At 60.7% G+C, this 303-nt stretch carries 1 pseudogene; it reads left to right on the forward strand.

The window, feature by feature from the left end:
- Positions 1–303: pseudogene (locus A3764_RS00635) on the forward strand (indolepyruvate ferredoxin oxidoreductase); the annotation flags it as partial.

A 303-nucleotide genomic window follows, 5' to 3' on the forward strand; every position in this document is an offset into this window, starting at 1 on the left:
CTCAACGTCACCTATCCCATCGTGAGGGACGAGTTCGACGCCTTCTGCGAGGGCAAGTCCCATGTGCTCGTGGTGGAGGAGGGCCAGCCTGATCATATCGAGCAACAGCTTGCCAGCTATCTTTACAGGGCGGGGCGCTCCGTCAAGCTGCATGGCAAGGACGTCCTGCCGATGGCGGGGGAATATACCGGGCAGATCATGCTGGATGGGCTGACGACATTTCTGAAAGAAGCGGCCCCGGCACTGTTGCCCGGCAATGTACGCGCTCCGAATGCCGAAGCGCCCGAGATACCCGATCTGTCC

It is taken from the genome of Sulfitobacter sp. HI0129 (assembly GCF_001635395.1).
Taxonomy (GTDB): domain Bacteria; phylum Pseudomonadota; class Alphaproteobacteria; order Rhodobacterales; family Rhodobacteraceae; genus Sulfitobacter.